The sequence below is a fragment of the Mesorhizobium sp. M8A.F.Ca.ET.165.01.1.1 genome (genome assembly GCF_004792065.1).
Classification (GTDB): domain Bacteria; phylum Pseudomonadota; class Alphaproteobacteria; order Rhizobiales; family Rhizobiaceae; genus Mesorhizobium.
In genome coordinates this window covers 1-22,966 of the sequence record NZ_SRTH01000025.1, presented here as the reverse complement: position 1 = coordinate 22,966, position 22,966 = coordinate 1, and the positions used below count along the sequence as shown (strand labels likewise).

17 protein-coding genes, 1 tRNA gene and 1 pseudogene are annotated in these 22,966 nt (G+C 64.0%); 10 read left to right on the top strand and 9 right to left on the bottom strand.

What is annotated here, in order from left to right; all coding sequences use genetic code 11:
• Positions 1 to 27: 27 nt before the first annotated feature.
• Both EN808_RS33110 and EN808_RS33105 read right to left on the bottom strand, forming a co-directional pair.
• Positions 28 to 1,359, bottom strand: coding sequence for a hypothetical protein (locus tag EN808_RS33110; RefSeq protein ID WP_135918079.1), 1,332 nt, complete (start codon positions 1,357 to 1,359; stop codon positions 28 to 30).
• Positions 1,360 to 1,497: 138 nt separating this feature from the next.
• Positions 1,498 to 3,375: an adenylate/guanylate cyclase domain-containing protein gene (locus EN808_RS33105; RefSeq protein ID WP_135918065.1), complete on the bottom strand. Its 1,878-nt coding sequence runs from the start codon at positions 3,373 to 3,375 to the stop codon at positions 1,498 to 1,500.
• A gap of 888 nt (positions 3,376 to 4,263) precedes the next feature.
• Between EN808_RS33105 and EN808_RS33095 the strand changes: the two genes are divergently transcribed.
• Positions 4,264 to 5,793 carry a lytic transglycosylase F gene (locus EN808_RS33095; protein WP_127276725.1) on the top strand — a complete coding sequence of 510 codons (1,530 nt, stop codon included), beginning with the start codon at positions 4,264 to 4,266 and terminating at the stop codon, positions 5,791 to 5,793.
• A 482-nt stretch (positions 5,794 to 6,275) separates the two neighbouring features.
• Here the strand turns inward: EN808_RS33095 and EN808_RS33090 are convergent.
• Positions 6,276 to 6,350: transfer RNA gene (locus EN808_RS33090), tRNA-Gly, on the bottom strand.
• A gap of 317 nt (positions 6,351 to 6,667) precedes the next feature.
• On the opposite strand from EN808_RS33090, the gene EN808_RS33085 reads away from it, so the two are divergent.
• From EN808_RS33085 to EN808_RS33070, 4 genes are all read left to right on the top strand, one after another.
• Positions 6,668 to 7,165 (top strand): prolyl-tRNA synthetase associated domain-containing protein, encoded by a 498-nt coding sequence (locus tag EN808_RS33085; RefSeq protein WP_127281199.1) that lies wholly within the window; start codon positions 6,668 to 6,670, stop codon positions 7,163 to 7,165.
• Positions 7,166 to 7,249: 84 nt separating this feature from the next.
• Positions 7,250 to 8,257 (top strand): thioredoxin, encoded by a 1,008-nt coding sequence (trxA, locus tag EN808_RS33080; RefSeq protein ID WP_135867713.1) that lies wholly within the window; start codon positions 7,250 to 7,252, stop codon positions 8,255 to 8,257.
• Between the two features lie 107 nt (positions 8,258 to 8,364).
• Complete coding sequence (locus EN808_RS33075; protein WP_127281055.1) at positions 8,365 to 9,036, top strand: LON peptidase substrate-binding domain-containing protein; 672 nt, start codon at positions 8,365 to 8,367, stop codon at positions 9,034 to 9,036.
• Between the two features lie 168 nt (positions 9,037 to 9,204).
• The gene (locus EN808_RS33070) at positions 9,205 to 9,447 is read left to right on the top strand and encodes a Trm112 family protein (RefSeq protein ID WP_127872755.1); all 243 of its coding nucleotides are present in this window, start codon (positions 9,205 to 9,207) and stop codon (positions 9,445 to 9,447) included.
• A 235-nt stretch (positions 9,448 to 9,682) separates the two neighbouring features.
• On the opposite strand, the gene EN808_RS33065 is transcribed toward EN808_RS33070, so the two are convergent.
• Genes EN808_RS33065 through EN808_RS37395 form a run of 3 tightly spaced genes read right to left on the bottom strand, consistent with a single transcriptional unit; the run spans position 9,683 to position 15,481 of the window.
• Positions 9,683 to 13,033, bottom strand: a complete 3,351-nt coding sequence (locus EN808_RS33065) for an error-prone DNA polymerase (protein WP_135867712.1) — start codon at positions 13,031 to 13,033, stop codon at positions 9,683 to 9,685.
• Complete coding sequence (locus tag EN808_RS33060) at positions 13,030 to 14,508, bottom strand: DUF6504 family protein (protein ID WP_135867711.1); 1,479 nt, start codon at positions 14,506 to 14,508, stop codon at positions 13,030 to 13,032. The genes EN808_RS33065 and EN808_RS33060 overlap by 4 nt, the downstream gene beginning before the upstream one ends.
• The gene (locus tag EN808_RS37395; protein WP_135883925.1) at positions 14,450 to 15,481 is read right to left on the bottom strand and encodes a hypothetical protein; all 1,032 of its coding nucleotides are present in this window, start codon (positions 15,479 to 15,481) and stop codon (positions 14,450 to 14,452) included. The genes EN808_RS33060 and EN808_RS37395 overlap by 59 nt, the downstream gene beginning before the upstream one ends.
• Positions 15,482 to 15,658: 177 nt before the next feature.
• On the opposite strand from EN808_RS37395, the gene EN808_RS33050 reads away from it, so the two are divergent.
• The gene (locus tag EN808_RS33050) at positions 15,659 to 16,081 is read left to right on the top strand and encodes a metallopeptidase family protein (RefSeq protein WP_127280999.1); all 423 of its coding nucleotides are present in this window, start codon (positions 15,659 to 15,661) and stop codon (positions 16,079 to 16,081) included.
• Between the two features lie 92 nt (positions 16,082 to 16,173).
• On the opposite strand, the gene EN808_RS33045 is transcribed toward EN808_RS33050, so the two are convergent.
• Positions 16,174 to 16,380 (bottom strand): DUF1737 domain-containing protein, encoded by a 207-nt coding sequence (locus EN808_RS33045; RefSeq protein ID WP_027145959.1) that lies wholly within the window; start codon positions 16,378 to 16,380, stop codon positions 16,174 to 16,176.
• 37 nt (positions 16,381 to 16,417) lie between these two features.
• Positions 16,418 to 17,308, bottom strand: coding sequence for a CoA ester lyase (locus tag EN808_RS33040; RefSeq protein ID WP_135918064.1), 891 nt, complete (start codon positions 17,306 to 17,308; stop codon positions 16,418 to 16,420).
• Positions 17,309 to 17,767: 459 nt separating this feature from the next.
• On the opposite strand from EN808_RS33040, the gene EN808_RS33030 reads away from it, so the two are divergent.
• The 4 genes from EN808_RS33030 to EN808_RS33015 are packed head-to-tail and all read left to right on the top strand — an operon-like array spanning position 17,768 to position 22,800.
• Positions 17,768 to 19,303 (top strand): DUF4173 domain-containing protein, encoded by a 1,536-nt coding sequence (locus tag EN808_RS33030; RefSeq protein ID WP_245525178.1) that lies wholly within the window; start codon positions 17,768 to 17,770, stop codon positions 19,301 to 19,303.
• A 3-nt stretch (positions 19,304 to 19,306) separates the two neighbouring features.
• Complete coding sequence (locus EN808_RS33025) at positions 19,307 to 19,999, top strand: response regulator transcription factor (protein WP_127276548.1); 693 nt, start codon at positions 19,307 to 19,309, stop codon at positions 19,997 to 19,999.
• Complete coding sequence (locus EN808_RS33020; protein WP_135918062.1) at positions 19,990 to 21,606, top strand: ATP-binding protein; 1,617 nt, start codon at positions 19,990 to 19,992, stop codon at positions 21,604 to 21,606. Before EN808_RS33025 ends, EN808_RS33020 begins: the two co-directional genes overlap by 10 nt.
• 27 nt (positions 21,607 to 21,633) lie before the next feature.
• Positions 21,634 to 22,800 carry an FAD-binding oxidoreductase gene (locus tag EN808_RS33015; RefSeq protein WP_135918061.1) on the top strand — a complete coding sequence of 389 codons (1,167 nt, stop codon included), beginning with the start codon at positions 21,634 to 21,636 and terminating at the stop codon, positions 22,798 to 22,800.
• Between the two features lie 61 nt (positions 22,801 to 22,861).
• On the opposite strand, the pseudogene EN808_RS37875 reads toward EN808_RS33015, so the two are convergent.
• A pseudogene (locus EN808_RS37875) lies at positions 22,862 to 22,966 on the bottom strand (IS110 family transposase); the annotation flags it as partial.

Below are 22,966 nucleotides of genomic sequence, written 5' to 3'. Positions count from 1 at the left end.
GGATCACCCCCATCATCTGTATGTCGATCAAAGATCGGCGCCACTTCTGGACATCCAATATTTCTCGAAATAGCTCATGTCCGGCAGGTGCGCCTGGTCCAGTGGACGGGCGGTTCGGCCCTCATGAACATGGCTCTTTCGGTTTGGCTTCGTCAGGCGAGGCCCGGCACGGTAGCGAAAAATCCCTCTTCGGTCGAAATCCCGGAAGATGATCCTCGATAGTTCTCCTCCGGTCATGCTGTCGTCGACCGCGAGCATCGTTCTCGCCACGTCACCGTAGTCCAGGAAATCCGGGGCGAGAGCCCAAAGCGTCTCGGCGAGATAGGTACCCACGATATCCCGCGCGTCGAGCAGGGCTTCGACGAAACCTTCCGGATTGCGAGCGAAATCGCGGTCAAAGACTTCCTGCATCGGCAGCTCGGCGGCCGGATCGATCTCGGCGAGGTCGGCAAGATTTTCGGCCTCCGGCGAGATCAGTCCTCGAGCCACCAAGCTCTCGTGAAAGACATCGACCAGAATGTCGAAGACGGCGCCAGTGAGAGGTTGTGACAGTGCATGCTCGTCGGTCCAGCCGTCGGCAAAGTCGGCCATCGTCCGCTTGTTGTTGGCCTCGCGTATCTGGCGGTGCGGCGAGAATTCCGAGAATCGAGAGAGCTGGTTGGCGAGGTAGAGGTTCCCATGCGTCACCGTCAGGACATTATCGATCACGGAGGGAAAATGCATGGCCGCGATCAACGAAACGCAGTCCGAAAAGGCCTCCTGAAAGCCCAGATATTCGGGGAACTCAGCGCCCGGGTTCGGTATGCCAAGGACGCTGTAGACGAATGCATGGCCAACCTCGTGCGCGATAATATCGAAGTCGAGGCTGAACGGGAGCGTGCGTCCGTCCTTCACGAATTGGCTGCCGAGCTCAAGGAAGCCATAGCCGTATTGGGCGTTGTCCCAACCTGGCAGGATCGAAATTTCCAGACGGTCGTAGTGATCGTGGAAATGCCAGGTGATCGGCTGGCCGATGTAACGCTCCCAAACGTCGAGGGTGAAGCGCGCGCACCCGAACGCGTGGGCTGCTTCGAAGCCGGGCGTCGAGGGCTGATAATGATCGAAATTGCCGTCCTCGTCGGGAACAGCCGGATCGAGGATCGCTCGCGTCCAGGGCGGCAGGGAGATAACGGGCGTGCCCAACGGGCCGTGGTTGACGCCATAGGGCCGCGTCTTGCCGACCGGCTCGACGACATACATACGATCGTCGGACGGGCCAGGTCCGACGCTGCCTCGCGGGGAAGAAACCGCAATGATCTCAGGGCTTGACGTAGGGTCTTCGAACGGAGGCTGAACAAACAGCCTGAACCGGGTACCCATTCCCCACCTCTCGGTTATATTAGTAACATACCATAATAACCGTGAGGTGGCGAGGGCGTTGGTTTGTCGGGTTAATTCTGCGTGAAGGACGGTTCTTGATTGTCGGCAACAAAATTGCCTCAAGAACAATGCGCATCGCTACTGCAGGAGCTCGAGCAACTTCTGGTAGCGGGGATGACTGCGAACAGAGGCGAAATCGGAATCGTTCTTGAACCAGAGTCTCATCTCGGCGCCAGCCTGCGGTAGCCAGACTTCCAAAAGGTCGATCGAGCGTTCGAATTCCCCCAGCAACGCATAGGTACAAGCGGCGTTGTATTGGACGTTGATATCGCTAGGGTCGATTTCCAGAGACCGGCCAAGCCACTTCGCGGCCCTGTCGCGTTCACCGAGGAAGGCCAGCACGATCGCTCCCAGGCAGGCACAATTGGCGTTCTCCGGATGCAGACGGAGTTCCTCTTCCGCTCTCTCCAATGCGATCCGCGCATAAAGCTCCGCGTCGTTCTGTTGGCCGAGAGTGCGGAAGACGTTCACCAGCATGACCGGTGCGCCGTAGTCGGTCGGTTTAATCTCCATCGCGCGCAGGAAGTACGTCGCGGCGAGCTCGAACTGGCCGCCGGTCACGCAGAACTCGGCATAGTAGCGGTTGGCCTCGTGGCAGTTGGGGTCGAGCGTCAGGGCCTGTTCGAACGCCGCCGCGGCCTCGGAGCGGCGGTCGGCGAGGGACAGGGCAAAGCCCCTGGCTGAATGCGCCTCGGCCAGATTCGGGTCCAGAGCCAGGGTCTTGTCGGCGGTCGCGAGAATGTCGTCCACCTGGATCGAAGAGCCGTAGATCGACTGAAGGCGTACGTCGCAGACCGCCAAGCCTGCATAAGCGCGGGCATATCCCGGATCAAGCTCGATGGCCCTGATGTAGCTTTGTCTGGCCATCAGGTGGTTCGCTCTGGTCGCGATGTGGCTGTAATCGCGGCCTCGAAGATAATGCGTATAGGCTTCGACACTGTCCGTCGGCGCCAGCTCGATAGCCTTCTTCTCTTCGGGCAGGAGCCTGACCCTGAGCTGCGCCACGACCGCCTTGGCGATTTCGTCCTGCACGGCGAAGATGTCGGTGAGGTCGCGGTCGAAGCGGGCAGCCCAGACGTGTCCGTCCGTGGCGCCCTCGATCAGCTCGGCATTGATCCTGACCCGGTTTCCCGCCTTGCGGACGCTGCCCTCGACAATGTAGCCGACGCCAAGTTCCCTGGCGATGCGTTCCATCTTGTCGGTCCTGCCCTTGAAGGCGAACACGGTATTGCGGCTGAGCACGAACAGGCCGGAGACGTTCGAGAGGTCGGTTATGATATCTTCCGTGATGCCGTCGCTGAAATACTGCTGGTCGGGATCATTGCTCAGATTGGCGAAGGGGAGGATCGCCACCGACGGCTTGTCGGACCGCACCAGTGTCTGGACGCTCCTGGCTGCAATATGCGTCTCGACTTGCGAGACGCCCTGGTCCCAATTGGCGAAATAGACGTGCACCGGCTGAGCAATGTTCTTGACGGTCCTGGCGCCCTGATCGGCGAAGTCGACGCCCAGCTTGTTGCCGACCTCATGGCGCACCACTTCCGAGCAGGCGATGCCGCCGGGTATTGCGAGCCCCTGCAGCCGCACCGCAAGATTGACGCCGTCGCCATGGAAATCATCACCGTCGACGATGATGTCGCCAAGGTTGATGCCAATGCGGAACTTGAAATGCCGGGCCTCGGGGATGCCGACATTCCGCTCGGACATGCCGCGTTGGATCTCGACCGCGCAGCGCGCCGCATTGATTACGCTGCCGAACTCCACCAGGAAGCCGTCACCCATCACTTTAAAGATGCGCCCACCGTGCTTGGTGACGGTCGGATCGAAGAACTCCCGTCGATGCTGCCGAAGGAGATTGAGCGTGTGCTCCTCGTCGGCCTCCATAAGACGGCTATAGCCGACCACATCAGCCGCCAGGATCGCCGCCAGCCGACGCTCAACATGCTCCTCGGACATGTCGTCTCCTGAAATCGCGGACAATAATTCCGCCTGATTTAGTTTTAACTGATTTACCTCCTCGGCGCCAACGTCGCTGAAACGGTCGCTCGCGGTCGCCGACCGGGTGGCGCGGCGCCAGTCGCACCCCAAGCGATCCGGCCGTACGGTCGACGTCGTTCACGGGAATAGCAACGAACGGGGGTGACCCAGAACATCGTTCCTCGACCTGCGCAAAACCGGCACGCTCGGCCTGCTCCATCGCCATCTTGCCTCAAGGTTCTGATTTGTCCATGTCGTGGTTCCGGAACGAGGACACTTCCGGGCGACATGCATCAACTGGTTGTTTTCGCCGCAATTCCCCCTACATGCGGCGGCTTTCATGCCTTCAGGTCAGTGTGACTGTCGAAACGTCGTCGTGATCCAGTTCTTGCTGCAGCATGATCTTGTCCGAAAGCAGTTCCATTGCCGCGACGGTCTTGCGGGCCGCCCTTGGGCGTGGCGCTGCAACGCCAAAACTGCTATTTAGGGCAGCGAACCGCAAGCTGGCGACCAGGCACCGCCATGCGGATCGCAATGAAGGAGCGGGTGGCATCGGTGGGTACGCCGGTGCAAGGGTCGTGGAGGCGGGGGGCAATGTCAACTTCATTGCGCGTGGATCGCGCCGGTTGGCGCGCTGGCGTTTCTTTGTTCCGTGGCAAATGGCCGATCGCTTCCAATGAGCATGCCTCAATGGAGAACACATGCTCCTGGCCGAGTTTCCGCCATCTGGCTCGACTTGGCCAAGATGCGGGCTTTTGTCGTGCACAAGAAAACTCGAATACCATACTCCAGCAACAGTTGGCTCAGGATGACGTTCGATCCATGATCTGATGGCTCGGCGAAGCAGAGGGGTGAACCGGGATGATAATGGCCGACTTGATACTCGATACTTTTCAGTTCTTCCTTCTGGTGACAAGGCGAAACAGCCGTGGCGCGGCTTTGATCTTCCGGAGGGCCGTAGCGCGCATCGTGCCGGCCCTCATCGTGCTTGCCCTGGCCTCGCTGCTTTTCCCCAATCTCTCACAGTCCAAAGAGGCCGCTTTGCGCCCCGGATTTGACGCCTGGACCGGCGACTACGGCGGAATGGAAAAGAGACGTCTTATCCGAATCCTGGTCCCTTACAGCAAGACGATCTACTTCATCGACCGTGGTGAGCAACTTGGCACGGCGGTCGAGTTTGGCCAGGCGCTTGAGCGGCAGATCAACAAGAACAAGAAAAAGGAAATCGAAAAAATTCGTGTGGCCTTCGTGCCGGTGGCCCGGGACCGGCTGCTTCCCGCGCTCATCGAAGGGCGCGGAGACATTGTCGCGGCAAATCTGACGATTACCCCATCACGGCAGCAGATCGTCGACTTCACGGATCCCCTGGCGAGCGGCGTGAAAGAAATCCTGGTCACCGGCCCGGCCGCGCCGAAAATCGCCGCCATCGACGATCTCGGCGGCAAGGAAATCCGCGTTCGCGCGAGCAGCAGCTATTTCGAGCATCTGCAAAAGCTCAACAGCGACCGGCGCGCGGCGGGCCAAGCCGAGATCGGCATCGCGCCGATCGACGAAAATCTCGAGGATGAGGATCTTCTGGAGATGGTCAATGCCGGCCTGCTGCCCTGGTGCGTGGTCGACGGCCACAAGGCGCGGATCTGGTCCAGGGTCTTCGATAACATCGAACTGCACGATGACATTGCGATAGCGCAGGACGGGGAAATCGCCTGGGCGGTCCGTAAGAACAGCCCGGAACTGATGAAAAGGCTCAACGCTTTCGTCAAGCAATACAAGGTCGGGACGACCTTCGGCAACATTTTGAAGAAGCGCTACTACCAGGATGACAAGATGGTGCGTTCCGCCTACGAGCAGTCCGAGGTCGATAAATTCCAGGCTCTGCGCGACGCCTTCGAGAAATATAGCGCTGCCTACAAACTCAATGCGTTGCTGCTGGCCGCGCAGGGATACCAGGAATCGCGTCTCGACCAGAGCGAACGCAGCTCTCGGGGCGCCGTCGGCATCATGCAAATGTTGCCGTCGACTGCTGCCGATAAGGCGATAGGCATCAGCGGCATAGCGGAAAGCTCGGATCGCAATATAGAAGCGGGCGCAAAATACATGCGTTATTTGTCGGCAACCTATGTGAACGATGCCGAACTCGACCCAGTCAACAGGGCGCTGTTGACGCTTGCCGCCTACAATGCCGGGCCTGGCAACTTGCGCAAATTTCGCAGTGCCGCGAAGACGATGGGCCTCAACCCCGATCTATGGTTCGGCAATGTGGAGAACGGCGCCGCGAAGGTGGTTGGGCGCGAAACGGTTCAGTATGTCGGAAATATCTACAAATATTTTGTGGCTTATACGCTGCTCGAGGAGCAGAAAGCGCGGCGTGGCGTGAACAAGGCGCAGTCAGAGTAAATCAGCTCGTATTTCGGCATGGCTGGCTCAATGATATGGATATGCAAGAGCTGACCGACCGTTCCTACCGGCATCTGCAGGCCATGAACTGACTGGGGCGACGAGGCCGCGACTTGCGCCGCCACCGATGAATAGTTTGCCGGCCTGTCACCGGTCGGTCATTTTTGAAGAGAGCGACGCTCACGGCAGCGATAGCCAATACCAACGCGATCCATTGCCGCGTGAGCTCGTCTGGCCGCCACGTTGATCAGCTCGACCATGACCCGGCCTCCCGGGACGGCAGGCTCCTGACGCTGGATGAGCCTCCGCGACATGGACGCGCTGCCGCTGCGTCGGCTCATGTCGGCGGAAGCCCAGGCCCATCCGATTTGCCTGCGCCACCGCCCTTCGCAGGCTTGAGGTGGCTGCGCTTCAACCGCCACAGAAAACGAAAAAGCCGCGGCGAACCGCGGCTTTTCGATGCTTGATCCCCTGAAGGAAATTGGAGCGGGTGAAGCGATTCGAACGCTCGACCCCAACCTTGGCAAGGTTGTGCTCTACCCCTGAGCTACACCCGCTCACACGGCGTCTTGGCCGCAAGCCGGGCCTATATGGCTGAAGAGCGCGGCGATTGCAACAGGGAAATAACAGGCTTTTTGCTGCCCGGCGCCATGATGCAGGCAAGCCGCCCGTGACAAGGCTTCTCGCCGGATCTGGGGGCCGTGTTGGGCGGCGGCCCGACCATTGCCGCCTCGTCGCGGCGCGCACCATCGCCGCGTGCATGGGAATAACCGGCTTTCGCGGCGGCGCGCACCAGGCTTGCGCAAAAATGATTCCGATTCCGTGGCCGATGCGATAAACGGCATGGCCGCAAACCAGCCGAAGAAGAAATCCAATGCCGAAGACCGAAGCCGAGCTTTTCGCCTTTCTCGCCGAACTGGGCATCGCCGTTTCGACGAAACGCCACCCGCCGCTCTATACGGTGGCCGATTCGCAGGCGCTGCGCGGCGAAATCGCCGGCGGACACACCAAGAACCTGTTCCTGAAGGACAAGAAGGACAATTTCTTCCTGGTCACCGTCGGCGAGGACGCGGTCGTCGATCTCAAGCAGATCCATCAGTCGATCGGCGCCGCCAGCCGGGTTTCCTTCGGCAAGCCGGAAATGCTGATGGAGCTTTTGGGCGTCACGCCGGGCGCCGTCACCGTCTTCGGCGTCATCAATGACAGGGAAAACAGGGTCAAGCTGGTGCTCGACAAGGATTTGATGGCGCATGCCGTCATCAACGCGCATCCGCTGACCAACGAGGCGACGACGTCGATCGCGGCGGCCGATCTCATCAGATTCGTCGAGGCAACCGGGCACGATGCTGCTATCTTGAAAGTCTCGGCATGATCGCCACATGGATGGCGAAGCCGATTTCCAATTGAGACATGGCGCCGAGCCGCGGGCCGGCAGCGCGACCGAAAGGGTGACGAGATGAGCGACAACAATCCGTTTGGCGGATCATTCGGAAACAATGGCGGCCAGTATGCCACCACGGTGCAGTATGGCGGAACGGCCACGGCGCCGGCGAAGGCAGCGCTTGGCGATGCGCCCGCGGGCGCCCGCGCCGGCGATGTCATCAAGGACACGACGACCGCCGCCTTCGCCGCCGACGTCATCCAGGAATCGCGCCGCCAGCCGGTGCTGGTCGATTTCTGGGCGCCGTGGTGCGGCCCTTGCAAGCAGCTCACGCCGCAGCTGGAAAAGGCGGTCAAGGCCGCCGGCGGCAAGGTCAAGCTGGTCAAGATGAACATAGACGACCATCCCTCGATCGCCGGCCAGCTCGGCATCCAGTCGATTCCGGCGGTCATCGCCTTCAAGGACGGCCAACCGGTCGACGGCTTCATGGGCGCCATTCCCGAGAGCCAGATCAACGAATTCATCACCAAGGTCGGCGGCCAGGGCAATGGCGCGCCGCCGGTGGCCGAGGCGCTGGCGGCGGCCGTGGAAGCGCGCGACGCCGGCGACATGCAGGCCGCCGCCGACATTTATGACGCCATCCTGGCGCAGGCGCCGGAGACGGTCGAGGCGATTGGCGGGCTGGGCGAGCTGCTGTTCGAAGCCGGCGACACGGAAGGCGCCGAGGCGTTGCTGGCAACGGCGCCCGAGGCCAAGAAGGACGCGCCGGCGCTCGCCGCCCTGCGCGCCAAGATGGCGCTTGCCGCGCAGGCGGCCGAACTCGGCAACCCGGCCGAATTCGAACGCCGGCTTGCAGAAAATCCCAAGGACCATCAGGCGCGTTTCGATCTGGCCATGATCCAGAACGCCAGGGGCGATCGCACCGCGGCGGCCGACAATCTGCTGGCCATCATCAAGGCCGACCGCGCCTGGAACGAGGACGGCGCCAGGACCCAGTTGCTGCAACTGTTCGAGGCTTGGGGCATGACCGACGAGGCGACGCTTGCCGCGCGCCGCAAATTGTCGGCGTTGCTGTTTTCCTGAGCCGGTTATCGGTTGTTTTGTCGCAGAGGCTTGCGGCGTCGGGCCTGAGCGCCAGATAGGACAGGGCAGGGTTGACGCTTCGCAATCGAAGCGATCGGAGGAATGAGGTGCAAGCGGGAAACGCGCATTACCGGCTCGCCAAGGATTTGCCGTTGACGATCCCGATCTTTCCGCTCGAGGGCGCGCTCCTTTTGCCGGGCGGCCGCATGCCGCTCAACATCTTCGAGCCGCGCTACCTGCAGATGGTGGACGAGGCGGTCGCCGGCTCGCGTCTCATCGGCATCATCCAGCCCGGTCTCAATGGCGCATTGCGCGAGGATGGCGAGCCGGAGCTTTGCAATGTCGGCTGCATCGGTCGCATCATCGCCTTTTCAGAGACCGGCGACGGTCGCTACCTGATTTCGCTGCAAGGCGTGTGCCGGTTCCGCATCGCCCACGAGCTGACGGTCAAGACGCCGTTCCGCCAGTGCAAACCGGCACCCTTCCTGGCCGATCTCGACGAGGAGCAGGCGGCTGATGAAATCGACCGGCCGGCGTTGCTGCGGGCCTTTCGCGCCTATCTGCAGGCCAACGATCTGGAAGCCGACTGGGAAAGCGTCAGCCGGGCCGAAAACGCCATGCTGGTCAACGCGCTGTCGATGATGGCGCCCTATGGACCGGCCGAGAAGCAGGCGTTGCTGGAAGCCGCGGACCTGAAGACGCGGGCCGAGACGCTGATCGCCATCACCGAGATGACGCTGGCGCGCGAGAATGAGGATTTTGGCTCGAGCCTGCAGTAGGATGTGCCGATATTCAGGTGATGCGGGCCTGCAAATGGCGGCTTTCTGCGCTTCCGGGGCTCACGTGCGAAAAGTACGCTCCGCTCCGGTTCTCGGAAGCCGCCATTTTCGACTTGGCCTGACCTGAATCTCAACACATCTTCCGATAGTTGGTCAGGAGGCGACACGATGGCGGCGGATGGGCGTGACGGAAAGAATTTCAATGTCGACCCCAAGTTGCTGGAACTCCTGGCCTGCCCGCTGACCAAGGGGCCGCTAGCCTGGGATCCGGAGCGGGGCGAACTGATCTCGCGGGTCGCCAAGCTTGCCTATCCGGTACGCGACGGCATACCGATCATGCTGCCCTCCGAGGCGCGAACCATCTCGGCCGAGGATGTGCTGGCGCCGCCGAGGCTGGGTGGGCCGAGTTAGAGTTCTTAGCTGATAGTAGAGTTGCGAGAGGCTGGCGGGCCAGCGCCCCCCTCTGCCCTGCCGGGCATCTCCCCCACAAGGAGGGAGATTGGCTGTTACCTCGGCTTTCGCCAACCTTCAACTTTGTCAGAGGAGGCGGGGCGGCGACGCTGCTAATCTCCCCCCATGTGGGGGAGATGCCCGGCAGGGCAGAGGGGGGCGCCGTAGAGCGTCCACGCGGCTTGTTCCCACGTGCTTACTGAAAATTCCGTCCCTTGGGCATGACGCGTTCCGCCTCTTCCGACAGCGTTGCGAGATCCTGTCCGGCCGGCGCATTGCGTGGCGCGGGTCTGCTATCTCGATCAGGAGCCTCTGCCTTCGCGGCCGCAGAGGAGGCACCCGGCGCCCCGGCCCCGCTCACTTTCTCCAGCAGCACGGTCAGCCAGGGCGTCAGATCCTCGATCTTCTCGGCGACGATATGGACGACACCTGATTCCGACTGCAGCTTCCCGGTGACCTTCACAAACCGGGCGCCCATGACGATGGGCCGGAAGCGGGTGAAGGTCCTTTCCCAGAAGATGACATTGGCGACGGCCTTGTCGTCTTCCAGCGTGAGAAAGATCGCGTTGCCCTTGCCGGGGCGCTGGCGCACCAGCACCAGGCCGGCAACGGAGACCCGCCTGCCGTCGCGCACGGAAGGCAGGCTGGCATTGGGGGTGACGCCGGCGCGGTCGAGCCGCTCGCGCAGGAAGGCGACCGGATGCGCCTTCAGCGACAGGCCGAGCGAGCGGTAATCGTGGATGACATGCTCGCCGAGCGGCATTTTCGGCAGTCTCGTCTCGGGCTCCAGCTCGCGTAGGCTGAGTGCCGGCTGGTCGAACAGCGGCAGTTTCTCGGCGGCGCTCTTGCCGTCGAGCGCGCGGACCTCCCACAGTGCCGCGCGGCGGTCGAGGCCGATGGACCGAAAGGCGTCGGCCTGCGCCAGCTTCTCGATCTCGTCGACATTGAGGCCGGAGCGCAGCCAGACATCCCGGACGGTCGAGTAGCCGGCGCCGCGCCGGGCGACGAAAGCCTCCATGCGTTCCTTGGAAAGTCCCTTGATTTGCCTGAAGCCGAGCCGCAGCGCATGGCTTGTCTCGATGACGCCGCGCATCCCGGCATGACGCGGCAGGATGCGGGCCGGGTCGAAAGGCGCCTTTTCCAAAGTGCAGTCCCAGACGGAGAAATTGACATCGACCTCGCGGATGTCGACGCCATGGTCGCGGGCGTCGCGCACCAGCTGCGCCGGCTGGTAGAACCCCATCGGCTGCGAGTTCAGGATCGCGGCGCAGAACACGTCGGGATAGAAGGTCTTGAACCAGCAGGAGGCATAGACGAGCAGCGCGAAGGAGGCGGCGTGGCTTTCGGGAAAGCCATATTCGCCGAAACCCTCGATCTGCTTGAAGCAGCGCTCGGCGAAGTCCTTTTCGTAGCCTCGGTCCGTCATGCCGTCGATCATGCGCTGGCGGTAATTGCCGATGGTGCCGGTGCGCTTGAAGGTGGCCATGGCGCGGCGCAGTTCATCGGCCTCGCCCGGCCTGAAGCCGCCGGCGACGATGGCGATCTTCATCGCCTGCTCCTGGAACAGCGGCACGCCCAGCGTCTTGCCGAGTATTTTTTCCAGCTCCGGCTTGGGATATTCGGCTTTTTCCTTGCCTTGGCGGCGGCGCAGATAGGGATGCACCATATCGCCCTGGATCGGGCCTGGCCGCACGATCGCCACCTCGATGACCAGATCGTAGAATTCGCGCGGCTTCAGCCGTGGCAGCATCGACATCTGGGCGCGCGATTCGATCTGGAAGACGCCGAGCGTATCGGCGCGGCAGATCATGTCGTAGACACGAGGGTCCTCCTTGGCGATCGTATCCAGGGTCAATGGCCTGCCATAGTCGTCTCTCACGCCGTATTGGGTTTCGAGCAAGGTGAAAGCGCGCTGGAGGCAGGTCAGCATGCCGAGCGCCAGTATATCCACCTTGAGGATCTTCACCGCGTCGAGATCGTCCTTGTCCCATTCGACCATCTTGCGCTCGTCCATCGCCGTCTTGACGATGGGGACGATTTCGTCGAGCCGGTCCCTGGTGATGACGAAGCCGCCGACATGCTGGGAGAGATGGCGGGGAAAGCCCATGATCTCGTTGGCGCGTTCCATCACATGCCGCGATATGGGATCGCTGCGGTCGAGGCCGCCGGCCCTGGCTTCCTTCTCGCCGAGCTCCGAGGTCGACCAGCCCCAGATCGAGCCGGAAAGCGACGCCCGGACATCCTCCGACAGGCCCATCGCCTTCGACACTTCGCGCAGCGCCGAACGGCCGCGATAGCTGATGACGGCGGCGGCGAGCGCCGTGCGCTTGGAGCTGTATTTCGTATAGATGTACTGCATCACCTCTTCGCGCCGCTCATGCTCGAAATCGACATCGATATCCGGTGGCTCGTTGCGTTCCTCCGAGATGAAACGCTCGAAGAGCGTGTCGATCTTGTCCGGTCCCACCTCGGTGATGCCGATGCAGAAGCAGATGATCGAATTGGCGGCGGAACCACGGCCCTGGCAGAGAATGCCTTGGCCGCGAGCGAATTTGATGATGTCATGGACGGTCAGGAAATAGCGGGCGTAATTCAGCCGCTCGATCAGGGCGAGTTCTTCCTGAATGCGTTTTATGACGCTGGAGGGGACACCAGCGGGAAAGCGCCGGGCCGCTCCCTCCCGGGCCAGGCGCTCCAGCTCCGCCTGCGGGCCGAGGCCCGATTCCGTCGGCTCGTCGGGATAATTGTACTGAAGGTCGCCGAGCGAGAAGGTCAGCTCTTCGCCGAAACGCAGCGTCTCCGCCAGCGCCCGCGGATGCCTGCGGAACAGGCGCGCCATCTCCAGCGGCGGCTTCAGATGGCGTTCGGCATTGGCGGTCAGCTCCAGCCCTACCTCGGCGACCGGAACATTGAGGCGGATCGCGGTCAGCACATCCTGTAAGGGGCGGCGTTCGGCCGTGTGGTAGAGCACGTCGTTGGTCGCCATCAGCGGAATGCCGGTGCTTTCGGCAAACGCCGCCGCCTGCTCGATCCTGAAGCGGTCATGGCCGGCATAACAGGGCGAGACGCCGAGCCGCAGGGCGCTGCCGAACCGGCCCTCGAGTTCCCGCAGCAAGGCCAGACTGTCCTGCGCGTCCTGCGCCAGATCGGGCAAGACCGCCAGCGACATCCGGTCCCCCCATTCGAGCAAGTCGCCGCGCTGGAGCAAGGTGGCGCCCTTTTCGGTCTCGTCGCGCAGATTGGCCTGGGTGAGCATGCGGCACAGATGCCCCCAGCCCGTGCGGTCCCTGGGATAGGCGAGAATGTCCGGCGTGCCGTCGCCAAAAACCAGCCGGCAGCCAGGATGATAGGCAAGCTTTTCGACCTTGGCCTGCTGCCAGGCGCGCACCACGCCGGCCACGCTGTTGCGGTCGGCGAGCCCGATCGCGGAGAAACCCATGAGCTTGGCCGCGACCACCAGTTCCTCCGGCTTGGAAGCGCCGCGCAGGAAGGAGAAATTCGACTGGATGCCGAACTCGGCATAGGGGATGACGGTCAGCGCGTTCATGCGAAGACCCCGTGCATGAACCAGCGCGGCGGGATCTGCGAGGCGCTGCCGTAAAGGCCTTGCCGGTAGAGCCAGTAGCGGCGGCCATCGGCATCCTCGATGCGGAAATAGTCGCGTGTCGATGCCGCCGGATCGCCCGGCGCCTCGCGCCACCATTCGGCGGCGATGCGTTCCGGACCCTCGGCACGGGTGACGCGGTAGAGCGCGCGGCGCCAACGAAAATGCAGCGGCGGTCCCTCCGGCATTTCGGTGGCCGGCACATCGATGGGCTCGGGCGCGCGGAACAGCCGGATTGGGCGTTCCGGCGGGAAGATGGTCATCGGCGCCGGCATCCTGTCCGGCTTCTTCGGCGGCGTGGTCCGGCGCGGCGCCTCGCTGAAGGGGACGATGGCGACGGCGCGTTCGGGCAGATGGCTTTCCACAGGGACAGGCTGGAGAACCGCGCTCTCGCCGAGGCGGGCGCGGATGCGGTCGGCGAACAGGGCTATGTCGGCACCGTCGTCGGCCGCTTCACCGGTCAGATCGGTCTGCTGCGTGTCGAAAGCGGCGACAGCCAGCACCGAGAGGCGCACCAGGTCGAAGCCATAGCCGGCATCGATATGCTGCTCGAGTGCTGCCAGCCTTTCATGGAACAATTTCCGGATCAGCAAGGGTTCGCGCATCGGCCGCGAGGTGCCGAGCGCGATGCGGCTGACGGCGCCGTCGACGCGAAAGAGCAGCAGCGCCAGCGTCCGGGCGCCTTCGCCGCGGCGTTCGAGGTCGGTCTTCAAGGTCGTCGCCAGCATGCCCACCAGCCGCTCTATCTCCTCCGTCAGCGTGACGGGTTCGGCGAGATGGCGTTCGACTGAAAGCGGCGCGACGGGAAGGCGCGGCGAGATCGCTTCGTCGAGACGGCCAAGCGCCTGGTCGAGGCGCTGGAGCAGCAAGGCGCCGAAGCGGCGGGCAAGCGGCGCGCGCGCCGCGGCCATGACGGCGCCCGCCGTGCGCAGCCCGACGCTTTCCAGGCTGGCACGGGTTTCCGGCGCTATGCGAAGGGCGGCCAGCGGCAAGGGAGCAAGCAAGGCTTCCTCCTCGCCCGATAGAACGATGCGGTCGCCGCAAAAGCGTGCCGCCGCCCAGGCCGCCCCGGGCGTGCCGGCAAGCCCGGCGCGGACGTCGAAACCCTGATGCAAGAAGCGCGACAGGATTTCGTCGAGCATGGCGCGTTCGCCGCCGAACAGATGGGTGCAGCCGGTGACGTCGAGGAACAGGCCGTCGATGCTGTCCAGCGCCACCAGCGGCGTGTAGCGGTCGCACCAGTCGGCAAGGCCCTCGAGCAGGCGCCGGTCGGCCTCCGGATCGGCTTCGACGATGTCGATCGACGGATGCATGGCGCGCGCATCGGCAATCCCCATGTCGCGCTTCAGGTGCAGCGCCTCAGCCCGCTCGTCGAGGGCTGAGATGCGCTGCGCGTTGCCCTGGCGGTGGCTGATCACGAGCGGTGGGTGAGATGGCGACGGATGATCCGAGGGTCGGGAACGCCAGGATTTCCCCAGACGCTGCCGCAGGATCCTTTCGGCCGCCAGATAGGGAAACCACAGGGACAGGATTCTCTGCCCGCTCTTCCTCGCCCCTTCTTTCGTCGAATACGCGTTCATCGGGGTTCCACTCCAGTATGAATTGTCCAGGCAAGGCCGTGCGGCTCTTGCCGATGCTGATGGTGAAGGCAGGGTGGCCGATCGAACCGGCGAGCGGCCCGGCGACCGTGGCGCGCGGCACGGCCGGCGCCGACGCGGCGATGAGGCGGATAGGCGCCGCCGTCGGTTCCGGCTCGGCCGCCTGCCGCAGCAGGAACACCGGCCGGCCGGCACCTTGCGCCCGCGCATGCAGGCGGCGTGTCGCGGTCAGGTCCAGCCGCTGCGGATTGCCGCGGATTTCCAGAATGACGGCGGCAAGCGCCGTCATGCGTGCCGCCTCCTCGGCGATCCACAGCGCATCGACAAGCCTGGGCGCCTCGGAAAACAGCAATTGCCCGGGCTCGATGCCGAAGGCGGCATGCAGCCCCCTGGCATAGGGAAAGCCGGCCTCGTGGAAAATTTCCGATGTCCCGATCCATAAGATGGGCAGCCCCTGCGCCTGGTTGAGGATCAGGCTGACGAGCGACAGGGCGAAGCCGGCCACGGCTCCCGCATCGCGGGTTTCCAGGCCATGGATTTCGGTCAGGGCGGCTTTCGGCAGGCCGCCGCCGAGCGCGGCATCGAGCCGCTCGACGCCGATGGGCAGGAAGGCATCCGGCAAGGCCGCGGCAAGCCCGCGCCGGACAATCGTCAGATCGTTGCCAGTGCCGGTGCCGGCATCAAGGGGCGCCGCCGCCGGCGCCTGCAGGCGCTCGGGCAGCGTTCCCTCGATCTTCGCGATCTGGCGGCGCAGGGCAAAAACAGTCTCCCGCGCCACGGCGGTCATCGCCATGACGGTCAGCTTCCACTCACAATTGTTCCTGTTATGTTCCTATTGATTCCAGAGGGCGCTGGAAGAGTCAAGCAGAGTCATAAGGAATTTATTCCTCTCCCGGCGCGACGCCGGCGTATAGGCGTCATTTGCCTCGACCGGTGCGAACACCTATATGCCGGGATTAAAGGACAAAGCATGGCCCGCATCTACAAGACCCGCACCTGGCATGGCGAACTTGCGCCCTCGATGGAAGAATTGGAGTTCCTGGCCCTGGAGGCCTACGCCCATCTGCCGGAGGATTTTCGCAAGCTGACCGGCGAGATCGTCATCCAGATCGCCGAATTCCCGACCGACGAGATCATGGACGATTTGTCGTTGGAGACGCCGTTCGACCTGCTCGGCCTGTTCGAGGGGCGCGGCATCGCCGAACGCTGGAACCCGCAAACCGGGGAAGGCCCCAACCGCATCACGCTCTATCGCCGCGCCATGCTCGACTACTGGGCCGAGAACGAGGAATCGCTGGGCGACATCGTCACCCACGTGCTGATCCACGAGATCGGCCACCATTTCGGCCTGTCGGACGATGATATGGAAAAGATCGAAGAGGCTGCTGAATAGGCTGTGCCTTCGTCATCCTAGGGTCTGCGCCGCGTCGCTTCGCTCCTTGCTTCGCCTAGGATGACGAAGAGAGAGGGCCGCGGCGCTTTCCCCTACCAGTCGCTGAGCTTGGTATCCGGCCCGTATTCCTGGCCGTCGACATCCTTCACCACGGCCTGGCCGCAGCGCATGGTCTTGGCTTTCTTGTCATAGGCATAGGTCGGCGAGCCGAACAGGTGCCAGCCCTTGTTCAGCGCCGCCGTCACCTTGTGGCAGAAGCTGGCGTCGTCCGGGGCGGTGAGAAAGCGGTAGAGTTTCATCGTCCAATTCCTGTCGTGTATCCCAAGTCGGCGAATATCATGCCCCGATGGCGGCCGCCTTCGCCAGCAGTTTTTCGGCCTGAGCCAGGTGCAGCCGCTCGACCATCCTGCCGTTCAGCGCGATGACGCCCTTGCCGCTGTTTTGCGCCAGCGCGAAGGCATCCTTCACCGCGCGCGCCTCGGCCAGTGCCTGCGCCGACGGGGCAAAGGCGCGGTTGGCGGTCTCGATCTGCGATGGATGGATCAGCGTCTTGCCGTCAAAGCCCATGGCGGCGGCCTGCGTGCATTCGCGGGCAAACGCGTCCGGGTCGCGAAAATCGTTGAACACCCCATCGAGCATGTCGAGGCCGCCGGCGCGCGCCGCCAGCAGCATCTGCATCAGCCATGGCAGGAGATAGGCGCGGTCGGGCGTCGCCAGGACACCGGTATCCTTGATCAGATCATTCGTTCCGGCAATGAAACAATCCATCCGCGAGGCGGGGTCGCGGCCGAGTTCGGCGATGGCGCCGATGTTGAGCATCGCCTTGGGCGTCTCGATCATCGCCCATAGTTTCACGCTGTCGGGGGCAAAATTGTCGTCCAGCACATCGCCGACCTCGAGCACGTCGCGCGGTGTGTCGACCTTGGGCAGCAGGATGCCGTCCGGTTCCGCCTTGGCCACGGCGGCAAGATCCTCAGTGCCCCATTCGCTGGACAGCGCATTGACGCGCACCACCATCTCGCAGCGCCGGCCATTGCGGTCGGCACCAGGGCGATTGGCGAAAATGCCGGCCAGTTTCTCGCGCGCGGCGATCTTGTCGGCGGGAGCGACGGCGTCCTCCAGATCGATGATGACGGCGTCGCAGGCAAGCTGCGCGATCTTGGCCAGCGCCTTGTCGTTGGAGGCCGGGACATAGAGCACGGAGCGGCGCGGACGGTAGGTTTCCATGCCCGATCTATGCCGGTTGCGGTCGGGCGAGGCAAGCGTCCGACCGATACCTGATACGAGCCAACCGCGAAAGCTTGCGCCGTCCCTTGCCTGTCCTCCGCAGCCGTTGCCGAAGGGCGCCCTTCCTCTCCCCCCTCCGGAGGGAGAGGAAAGGAGCCTCGCTGGGGTACGCCAACGCGTCCGCAAAGAATGGCGGGCAGTGCACCAGCCCTGCACGAAAACTGCACGCGCATGCCGAAAACCTCCTCGTATCTGCCCCGCCAACTTCATGCCGGCCCGCCACAAGGCGGCATGCAAAAGCGAGCAAAACCCCGTTGGTCCCTGCCCCACAGGCTGCGCAGCGAAGGCTGGTGGCTGGCCGATCCACCACGTGCGACGGCAACCCTCATCCCTTTCGTCCGCAGACGCCCTCCGACGGCCCGACTGGAAGCCATGGGGACGATCAGGTCATGACACCTGTTGCTCACCTCGGCGCCAAGCTATTGCAGCCGCTTCGGCGTTGCCCTGCTGTTGGTCGCGATCGCCGATTTCCTGTTCTACGGCCAGCCCGCCGGCATCACGGTTCTCCTGTTCGCCATCCTGATTGCCGCGGCGGTGGTGGCCGTGCATCCCGCCGCGTTCAACGATGGCAAGGTGTGGCTCAAGTCAGCCGCCTTGCTTGTCGCGCTGCTGCCGCTGGCCGAGACTGTCAGCCCCTTGTCCGTCTCGATCGCGCTCGCGGCCCTGGTGGCGTTCGCGCTTTCGCTGAGTGGCCGGCTGCGGCACCGCATGGCGCGCATTACCGGCCAGGTCGTGCTGTTCGGGCTGGCGGCGCCGGTGCGGTTCCTCGGCGATTTTCTCCAATGGCGAAGGGCGGCGCGGCGGTTCGGCGGGCATCGCATAAGGCTGGCGGCGATCGCGGTCTGGGTGATGCCTCTGACGCTGGGCGCCGTCTTCGTCGCCCTGTTCGGGGCCGCCAACCCGGTCATCGAATACTGGCTGTCGCTGATCGATCTCATCAAGCTGCTCGACCTGATCCAGCTGACGCGGATTGCCTTCTGGCTGTTCGTGCTTGCCGGCGTCTGGGCCTTTCTGCGGCCGCGCCTGCCGCGATTCCGGCGGCGTATTTTCCGGCCAGATCATCCCCCTGCCGATGCCCAGCCGGCGGCTGGCCCGGACAGGCATGTTGTCGAGGACATCGTCTTCGGCAAGGCGGCTATCCTTCGAGCGCTCGTTGTCTTCAACATCCTGTTCGCGATGCAGAGCGGGCTCGGCGCCACCTATCTGTGGGGCGGGGTCGCGCTTCCCGATGGCTTGAGCTACGCCGCTTACGCGCATCGCGGCGCCTATCCGCTTGTTGTCACCGCGCTGCTCGCCGCCGGTTTTGTCCTTGCGGCGCTGAGGCCCGGCAGCGAGGCATCGGCCGATCCGCTTATCCGCCGCCTGGTCTATGCCTTGGTAGCGCAGAACATCGTGCTGGTCGCCTCGTCGATCCTGCGGCTCGACCTCTATGTCGGCATCTATGCGCTGACCTACTGGCGCGTCGCTGCTTTCGCCTGGATGGGGCTGGTGGCGGCCGGGCTTGCGCTGATCATCGCCCGCATCGCGCTCGAAAAATCCAACGAATGGCTGCTCTCCGCCAATCTTCTGACGTTATCCCTGGCGCTTTATGCCTGCTGTTTCATCAACTTCGCCGCGCTGATCGCCAATTACAATGTCGCCCATTCCCTTGAAATGACCGGCCAGGGCATTCCCCTCGACGCCTGGTATCTGCGCTCGCTCGGCCCGGGCGCCTTTCCGGCGCTCGACCGCTTCTACGATCGTCAGGGCAAGACGGCCGATGCCGGCGCCGTCGGCGAACTGGCAAGGTTGCGCGGTGTCGATGAAGGCTGGTATCGCAGCATGCAGGAAAACTGGCGGAGCTGGAGCTTTCGCGACTGGCGCCTGCTTCGCTATCTCGACAGCAGGCAGCCGATCATTGTTCCTGGTGTCGCAGAACCCGTGCCGGATCGCTGAGCCATGCCGCATCACATCCTCGTCGCCGACGACGACCCGCATATCCGCGAAGTGATCTGCTTCGCGCTGGAAAAGGCCGGCATGAAAACGGCTGCCGTGGCCGATGGCGCCGCCGCCCTGCAGGCGATCGAACGGCGCACGCCCGACCTTGTCGTGCTCGACATCGGCATGCCTGAGATGGACGGGCTGGAGGTCTGCCGGCGGCTGCGCCACACATCCGACGTGCCGGTGCTGTTCCTGTCCGCGCGCGATGAGGAGATCGACCGCATCCTTGGGCTCGAAATGGGTGGCGACGATTACGTCACCAAGCCGTTCAGCCCGCGCGAGCTGGTCGCCCGCGTCAACGTCATCCTGCGGCGCGCCCGCCCCGTCGCGCCCGAACCCGCCGACGACAGGCAGTTCGCGCAGGGCAAGCTCACCTTGGCGCCGGCCAGCCACGCGGCCGCCTTCGACGGCAAGCCGCTGGCCCTGACGGGGATCGAGTTCTCGATCCTGAAAGGGTTTCTGGCGCGGCCCACCCATGTGCTCGACCGCGAGGCGGTGATGGCCAGTGCCTATGCGGGCAAGATCCATGTCGCCGACCGCACCGTCGACAGCCATATCCGCAACATCCGCGCCAAGCTGGCGGCGGTGGGTTGCCCGGAGGTCATCGAGACGGTGCATGGCGTCGGCTTCCGGCTCGGCCGATGCGGCTGACGACGTCCAGCAAATGGATTGGCAGCAAGTGGATCGGCCGCAAATGGCGGCCGCGCCTCGCCACGGTCGTCGTCGCCATCCTGATCCTGGTGATGGCACTGCCGCTGGTCGGCCTGTTCTTCTTCCGCCTCTATGAGAACCAGCTGATCCGCCAGACCGAGGCGGAACTGATCGCGCAGGGTGCCGCCATCGCCGCCATCTATGCGCAGGAAGTGCGCGACGCCGGCATTTTGCCGGAAAAGCTCGGCGCGCCGATGCCTGGGGCCAATGGCGGCGCGAGCCGAAGCGCCAATCCCGAATCGCCCTATCGGCCGATCGAGCCGCAGCTCGATCTCGCCTCGGATTACGTGCTTGCGACCCGGCCTGCCGGGACGCCCGCCACGGCCGATCCCGCTTTCGCCGCGATCGGCGCGCGCCTGACCGGCATTCTCGATGCGACGCAGAAGACCACGCTGGCCGGTTTCCGGCTGCTCGATCCCGCAGGTGTCGTCATTGCCGGGCGCGACGAAATCGGGCAGTCGCTTGCCGGGGTCGAGGAGGTGCGTGCCGCACTTGCCGGGCGCTATGCCAGCGCGCTCCGGCTGCGCATCCCCAACCAGCCGGCGCCGCCGCTCTATTCGGTCAGCCGCGGCACCAAGGTGCGCGTCTTCGTCGCCCTGCCGGTTGCCGTCAACGGCAAGGTCGCCGGCGTGGTCTATGTCTCGCGGACGCCCAACAACATCATAAAACATCTCTATGGCGAACGAGGCAAGGTGACGGCGGCGGCGATCGCCATCCTCGGCGGCACGCTGCTCATCGGCCTCGTCTTCCTGCGCACCGTCAGCCGGCCGATCTACGCGCTGATCGACCGCACCCAGCGCATCGCCGCCGGCGAGCGCGACGCGATCCGGCCGCTCGATCATCACGGCACGCGCGAAATGGCCGAACTGTCCGCCGCGTTTCTCGACATGGCGGAGAAACTGCAGGCGCGATCGGATAGCATCCAGACCTTCGCCACCCACGTCTCGCATGAACTCAAATCGCCGCTGACGGCGATCCAGGGCGCGGCCGAATTGCTGCGCGATTCCGGCTCGGCGATGGACGATGACGAGCGGCGGCGCTTCTCCAACAATATCGTCACCGATGCCGGGCGGCTCAACCTGCTGGTCCGGCGGCTGCTCGACCTGGCGCGGGCCGAAAACCTCGCGCCCAGCGGCGAAAGCACCTCGGTCAGGTCGGCGCTGGCGCTGCTTCCCGTCGACACCAGGCTGGCGGTTGGCGTCGAGGCCGGCGGCGATCTGGCCTTGCGCATCTCGGCCGAGAACGGAGCAATCGTGCTTGGCAATCTCATCGACAATTCGGCCAGGCACGGCGCGACGCAAGTTTCGATCACTGCCGCAAGCGCCGGCGGCAAGGCAACCGTGCTGGTCAGCGACGATGGCGCCGGCATTTCGCCAAGCAACCAGGCGCGCATCTTCGAGCCGTTCTTCACCACGCGGCGCGCTACCGGCGGCACCGGCATGGGCCTCGGCATCGTGCTGGCCCTCCTGAAAGCGCATGATGGTACGATCAGGTTGGTTGACTCCGAGCGCGGCACGCGCTTCGAGATCACTTTGCCGGTCGCGTAGAGTGTGGACGGCGGATCGGAGAAAAAAGTGCGCTACGACATCGTCATCATCGGCGGAGCCATCGTCGGCTCCTCGGTCGCCTACTATCTGCGCGAGGAAGGGTTTTCCGGCTCGATCGCGCTGATCGAGCGCGATCCGCAATTCGCCCATGCGGCGACGACGCTATCCATGGCCTCGATCCGCCAGCAATTCTCGATTCCGGAAAACATCCGCCTGTCGCAATTCACGCTGAAACTGTTCCGGCGGCTGAAGGAAGAATTCGGCGCCGAGGCCGATATCGGTTTTCGCGAGGGCGGCTATCTCATCCTTGCCGGCGAGGCCGGGCTGCCGATCCTCAGGGCCAACCACGAGGCGCAGGTCGCCGAGGGCGCCGACATACTGCTCGAGGACGCCGACCAGCTGACGCGCCGCTTCCCTTGGCTGTCGGCGGAAGGCATCACCGCCGGCGCCTATGGCCGCACCGGCGAAGGCTGGTTCGACGCGCATGCGATGCTGACGCTGTTCCGCAAGGCGCTGCGGCAGAAGAAGATCGACTTCATCAGCGCTTCGGTCACCGGTATCGAGCGGCAGGGCCACCGCGTCACCGGCGTCAGCCTCGATAATGGCGACCGGATCGTGGCCGGCACCGTCATCAACGCCGCCGGGCCGAATGCCGGCAAGGTCGCCGCCCTTGCCGGGCTGGCGCTGCCGGTCGAGCCGCGCAAGCGCAACGTCTTCGTCTTCGAGGCGCGCGAGAAATATGCCGACATGCCGCTGCTGGTCGATCCCTCGGGCATCTATGTCAGGCCGGAAGGCTCGGTCTACCTGACCGGCGGCGCCGAACCGGAAGAGGGCGACGGCCCGGCCGATCCCGGCGATTTCGACGTCGACTGGCCGCTGTTCGAAGAGGTGATCTGGCCGGTGCTGGCAACCCGCATCCCGGCCTTCGAGGCGATCAAGCCGACGCGTGCCTGGGCCGGGCATTATGACTATAACACCCTCGACCAGAACGCGGTGATCGGCCCGCACCCCGAGGTGACGAATTTCCTCTTCGCCAACGGATTTTCCGGCCACGGCCTGCAGCAAGCGCCGGCGGTCGGCAAGGCACTGGCGGAACTGATCGCGCATGGCGGCTACCGGACGATCGATTGCTCGGCGTTTGGCTACGAACGGGTGGCCGAGGGCCGGGCGTTCCGGGAATTGAATGTGATTTGAGGCGCCTGGCCTGGGCCTGCCTCTCCCTTCTCCCCTTGTGGGAGAGCGACTATCTGGGGTGTCAAGTTGCATTTGCGAATTCGCTTCTCGCGTCGCGTGCTTTTGCGTTGAGGATGACGAGAAGTTTTCTGGCGAGTGCGATGCGGATGAGCATTTTGGGCTTTCC

Bases quoted from the DNA above. Each gene is read 5' to 3' on its own strand.
- EN808_RS33050 (WP_127280999.1), top strand. From the start codon at position 15,659: ATGGCCCGCATCTACAAGACCCGCACCTGGCATGGCGAACTTGCGCCC.
- EN808_RS33105 (WP_135918065.1), bottom strand. From the start codon at position 3,375: ATGTCCGAGGAGCATGTTGAGCGTCGGCTGGCGGCGATCCTGGCGGCT.
- EN808_RS37395 (WP_135883925.1), bottom strand. From the start codon at position 15,481: ATGGCGATGACCGCCGTGGCGCGGGAGACTGTTTTTGCCCTGCGCCGC.
- EN808_RS33085 (WP_127281199.1), top strand. From the start codon at position 6,668: ATGCCGAAGACCGAAGCCGAGCTTTTCGCCTTTCTCGCCGAACTGGGC.
- EN808_RS33070 (WP_127872755.1), top strand. From the start codon at position 9,205: ATGGCGGCGGATGGGCGTGACGGAAAGAATTTCAATGTCGACCCCAAG.
- EN808_RS33110 (WP_135918079.1), bottom strand. From the start codon at position 1,359: ATGGGTACCCGGTTCAGGCTGTTTGTTCAGCCTCCGTTCGAAGACCCT.
- EN808_RS33045 (WP_027145959.1), bottom strand. From the start codon at position 16,380: ATGAAACTCTACCGCTTTCTCACCGCCCCGGACGACGCCAGCTTCTGC.
- EN808_RS33040 (WP_135918064.1), bottom strand. From the start codon at position 17,308: ATGGAAACCTACCGTCCGCGCCGCTCCGTGCTCTATGTCCCGGCCTCC.
- EN808_RS33025 (WP_127276548.1), top strand. From the start codon at position 19,307: ATGCCGCATCACATCCTCGTCGCCGACGACGACCCGCATATCCGCGAA.
- EN808_RS33095 (WP_127276725.1), top strand. From the start codon at position 4,264: ATGGCCGACTTGATACTCGATACTTTTCAGTTCTTCCTTCTGGTGACA.
- EN808_RS33020 (WP_135918062.1), top strand. From the start codon at position 19,990: ATGCGGCTGACGACGTCCAGCAAATGGATTGGCAGCAAGTGGATCGGC.
- trxA (WP_135867713.1), top strand. From the start codon at position 7,250: ATGAGCGACAACAATCCGTTTGGCGGATCATTCGGAAACAATGGCGGC.
- EN808_RS33065 (WP_135867712.1), bottom strand. From the start codon at position 13,033: ATGAACGCGCTGACCGTCATCCCCTATGCCGAGTTCGGCATCCAGTCG.